This is a genomic window from Streptomyces sp. NPDC002870 (assembly GCF_042888505.1).
GTDB lineage: Bacteria > Actinomycetota > Actinomycetes > Streptomycetales > Streptomycetaceae > Streptomyces.
Genome location: NZ_JBIAPW010000003.1, coordinates 1 through 4,521, shown reverse-complemented (window position 1 = coordinate 4,521; position 4,521 = coordinate 1). Strand labels below are relative to the sequence as shown.

The following is a 4,521-nucleotide window of genomic DNA, read 5'->3' as shown; positions in this document are numbered from 1 at the left end:
GGGGTGTGTTGGGGCCTCAACCCCCCACGGGGGGGGGGGGGGGGGGGGGGGGGGGGGGGGGGGGGGGGGGGGGGGGGGGGGGCGGGGGCCCCCCGCCCCCACCGCGTCAGAGCCGCCAGTCGACGCCGCGCGACGGGCGGTAGGAGCAGGACGAGCCCGTGCCGACGGACTCCCGCAGATGCGCGGCCAGTTCGGGATGGAGGGCGTCCAGCTTGCGCAGGGTGTCGCGGATCCGGGCGGTGACGGTCTTACGGGCCCGCTCGGCCTCGTCCCCCAGCCGACGGGTGCGCCCGCCGAGCCCGGCGGCGGTGCGCAACTCGTCGAGCAGCGCGGACCGCTCGCGGTCGAACTCCGCGGCCCGGCGGTCGTCGCCCAGCTCGCCCGCGCGGTCTATCTCCACGTCGAGCCGCTCGAGCCGCCGCCGGTAGCGGGCCTTGGCCTCCTCGTCGAGCACCGGGTCCGCACCGAACCGGGCCGCGGCGACGACGGCTTCACCGCCCGCGGGATCGAGCAGAACCACGGCGGGCAGATCGTCGCCGGGGTGGCCGAGCAGGGTGTGCAGATCCCGCAGCCCCTTGGCATCGGGCACATGGACGATCCTCCCGGCGAAGGCGAGGGCCCACACGGCTCCGTCCCGGCGGAACTCGGCGTGGGGGGCGGCGGGTTGTGCGGCGGGGCTGCTTCCGCCCGGGCGGGCGGCCTGACGCTCGGGACCCATGCCGGGACTGCCGGTGCCGACGGCTTCGGTGCCGGGGCCTTCGGCTGTACGGGAGTCCTCGGCGCCGGGGTGAGTGGGTGCACCGGGGGCCTCGGCGCCGGGGTGAGCGGGTGCACCGGGGGCCTCTGCCCCGGGGTGAGCGGGTGCACCGGGGCCCTCGGTGCCGGGGCGGGCGGGTGCAACGGGGCTCTCGGTGCCGGGGTGAGTGGGTGCACCGGGGCCCCCGGTCCCCGGGCCGGCGGGTGCACCAGAGCGGCGACCCACCTCCGTCCCGTCCAGCAAGTGCGTCAGCCCCAGCTCCACCGCGTCCCGCCGTGTCCGCGCAAGCAGTTCCCCCCGCCCCTCCCTCTCCGCGCGCTCCCCCAGCACCCCCACCAGCGCCGCCCTCGCCCGCACCGACCACGGCCTTGCCCGCAGCCGGTCCGCCGATTCGTACGCCGACGTCAGTGCGGCGACCGCCTCGGCCCGGTGGCCGCGCGCCGCCGCCAGCACGCCCAGCCAGAGGTCGACAGGGCCGCCGATGTCGCAGCCGTACAGCGAGACGACCCACTGCCCGGCGTAGGGCGCGAACGCGGACGCCGCCTCCTCGATCCGCACCGCGTCCCCCGACGCCGCAGCCACCTGGGCCCGCAGCCGCATCGACAGCGGTGCGAACACCCGCGGAATCGGCTCCGGCCCGGCCGCCAGCTCGTCCGAGAGGCGCAGCGCGAGGCCGCTGTCGCCGCGCTCGGCGGCCGTGATGCCCTCAAGGAGCCGCGGATACGGGTGCCCCACTTCCGCCAGCCCGGCGACCACCGTCTCCGCCTCGTCGAAGCGCCCCTGGATCAGGAACAGTGCCCACTGCATGTGCGACACCATGAAGGAGAACGCGGAGTGCTCGTGCCGCAGCCCCGCCACCTCCGACAGATGGTCGCCCGCCTCTGTGAACCGGCCGGTCAGCGCGGCGACGAGGGACTGGTCGACGGCCATCCCCAGCTCGTAGCGGCGCAGCGCCGTCCGTTCGGCGAGGGCCACGAAGGTGCGCAGCTGTTCGAGGTAGCGCGGGTCGCCCCGCTCCAGGAGGGTGACCCAGCGCATCGCGGTGGCGTGCAGCTCCATGTCGCGGTTGTGCGTACGCCGGGCGACCGTGGCCATCTCGTCGGTCAGCGTGAGCCGTTCTTCCGAGGTCCCGAGGCCCCAGATCGAGTCGTGCCGCGCCCACAGGGAGAACGAGAGCGCATCGTCGTCCTCGCCGCGCCGCGCCAACGCCGTGGTGCGCACGGCCAGTTCCTGCGCGATCCGCTCCGAGGACAGCCCCGCCGGATCCTCGCCGCTGCCGCCGATCAGGGCCCGGTGCGCCTCACGCAGCAGCCCCGCAGCCCGGGTCCGGTCGCCCGGCGCGTGACCGTTCTGGTGGAGGGTGATCGCGACGCGGGCCAGCAGCTCGGCATCGCGCAGGTCGCGGGCGAGCTCGACGGCCCGGTCGAAGGACCGCCACGCCTCGTCGTCCTCGCCGTTGTGGCGGAGCTCGACGCCCAGGTCGAGCGCGATCAGCGCGGCCCGGCGCGCATCGTCGTCCGCGGCCTCCATCGCCCGCCGGTAGTGGCCGGCGGCCTCCTCCCCGGCCAGCCTGCCGGACGCGTCCCGCGCGGCCGCGAGCAACAGCTCCATCCGGCGCTCGCGCTCCAGCTCCTCGCCCGCCAGATACGCGTGCCGCGCCAGGTCGGCGGGGAAGATCTTCTCGCTGAGCGCCGGTGACCCGTCCAGGGCCCGGACGACATCGGCGTGCCGAGTCCGCGCCTGCGCCTCCTCCAGCGCCTCGTACAGCGTCTCCCGTACGAGATCGTGCGCGAAGGCGAACCGGCCGCCCGTCCGCGCCGTCACCAGCCGCGCCGCGACCGCCCGCTCGAGGAGCCGGTCCACATGCGGCACCGGAGCCGACGCGGCGGCCGCGAGCACCTGTCGGTGGAACTCCCGGCCCAGCACGGCCGCCGTGACCAGCAGCCCGCTCACCGGCTCCGGCAACAGCGCGAGCCGTCGCCGCACCGCCTCGCGCACGCCCGGCGCGACCGTGGTGACGGGACTGCCGCTGTGCCAGATGCGGGCGGTCTGCTCGACGAAGAAGGGGTTGCCGCCGGTGCGCCGGTGCACCTCGTCGACGAGGCCGGGCTCAGGCTCGACGCCCGCGGTCAGCGCTATGAGCGCGCCCACCTCGTCGCGCTGCAGCCCGGTCAGGGTCAGGGTCGTCGCGGCCCGCGCGGCCAGCGGCAGGATGAGCTGCTGGAGCGGGTGGTCGGCGGCCTCCACCTCGACGTCGCGGTACGTCCCGATCAGCAGCAGCCGCTCGAACCAGGCGTGCTGCGCGGCGAATTCGAGGAGCTTGAGGGAAGCCGGGTCCGCCCAGTGCAGATCGTCCAGTACGACCACGAGAGGCCGCTTCTGCGAGACGGAGACCAGGGCCGTCGTCACCGCGTCGTACAGCGGGAAGCTCTCGCCGCTCTCACCCTCGCCCGGGGCCTCGCCGAGCAGCACAGCGAGCCGCCCGCCCGCGGCCTTCTCGGCGTCGGCCCACTCGTCGTCGTCCACCCCGCGCCGCAGCCCGCGCACCACTTGGACCCAGGGCCAGTACCCGGGCGCGCTCGCCGAGTCCCAGCAGGATCCGCCGAGCACCAGCGCACCGCGGCGGCGCGCCTCGTCGGCGGCGTCGGTGACGAGCGACGTCTTGCCGATGCCGGCCTCGCCCGTGACCAGCACCAGGCCCCCGTGGCTGTCCGTCGCCCGGCCGATCTCCGTCCGGAGGACGCCTGCGGGGTGGTCGCGCCCGATGAGTGCAGGGGTCATGCCGAGAACGATAGGAGGCGGCACTGACATTTAGCTTTGGAGATGGCCCTTCGGGATCTTCGGGGGCTGCGTAGGGTGCGTCGGGTCTGGTTCTTCGGGCACGGCTGGATCACTGACCGAAGCGTCTGCTTGCAGGCGACTTCTCAACGTTGATCGACGGCTGGTTGAACCTCCCGACGCACGTGCGTCCCTGTTGGGAACTCGTGGCCGCGGCGAGCGCGGACCGCTGCTACCGAATGTCCGGTCAGCACAACCCTGCGGAACACGTGCCACGCGGTCGTGGTGGAGGGGCTGGACAAGCGTCAGCCTGCCGCTGCACCAGACGGGAAGCCTGTTGAGACTGCACCTGGGAATCGATGTGGCCTGCCGGGCCTCGCACCGGGCCACCTGCACCGACGCCACCGGAGAGATCCAGTTCTCCGGACGGCGCTTCACGACCACACCCGAAAACCTCGAACGGTTATGGGACGGACTGCCCGGCACCGACGACGTCGTCGTCATCATGGAGCCGACCCGCAACGCCTGGGCCCCGCTGGCCGCGTGGTTCCAGCACCGCGGCGCCAAGGTCGTCCTGGTGCCGCAGGAGCAGTCGGCGGACCTGCGCGACTACTACTCCAAGCACACCAAGAACGACCGCCTCGACTCCCGGGTCCTGGCGCGGCTGCCGCTGCTGCACCCCGAAGGGCTGCGGGACCTGTCGGACACCGGGCCCGCCAACGCACTGCGACGAGCCGTCCGCCGCCGCAGCACGCTGGTCGAACGCCGCACCGCCACCTTCTACCGGCTCGACGCCCTGCTGGAACTGCTCGGTCCCGCCTGGGCCGACGCCCTGGGCACCGGCGCCTACCCCAAAGCGGCTCTTGCCGTGCTGGAGAAGACCGGCGCCGACCCCCACGCCATCCAGCGGCTGGGCCGCAAACGACTGGCCGCCATGCTGATCCGGCACAGCCGCGGACAGTGGCGCGAGGAACACGCCGAACGGA

The 4,521-nt window shown here is 74.4% G+C and carries 2 protein-coding genes; one reads left to right on the top strand and one right to left on the bottom strand.

The genetic code is table 11. From position 1 onward, the window contains the following. Positions 1 to 106: 106 nt before the first annotated feature. Positions 107 to 3,538: an ATP-binding protein gene (locus tag ACFYWY_RS04585; RefSeq protein ID WP_389179625.1), complete on the bottom strand. Its 3,432-nt coding sequence runs from the start codon at positions 3,536 to 3,538 to the stop codon at positions 107 to 109. 334 nt (positions 3,539 to 3,872) lie between these two features. On the opposite strand from ACFYWY_RS04585, the gene ACFYWY_RS04580 reads away from it, so the two are divergent. Continuing rightward, the coding region (locus tag ACFYWY_RS04580; protein WP_389179622.1) for a transposase at positions 3,873 to 4,521 on the top strand (649 nt) is incomplete at its 3' end.

Excerpts from the sequence above, each read along its gene's own strand:
- ACFYWY_RS04585 (WP_389179625.1), bottom strand. The coding sequence starts at position 3,538 with ATGACCCCTGCACTCATCGGGCGCGACCACCCCGCAGGCGTCCTCCGG.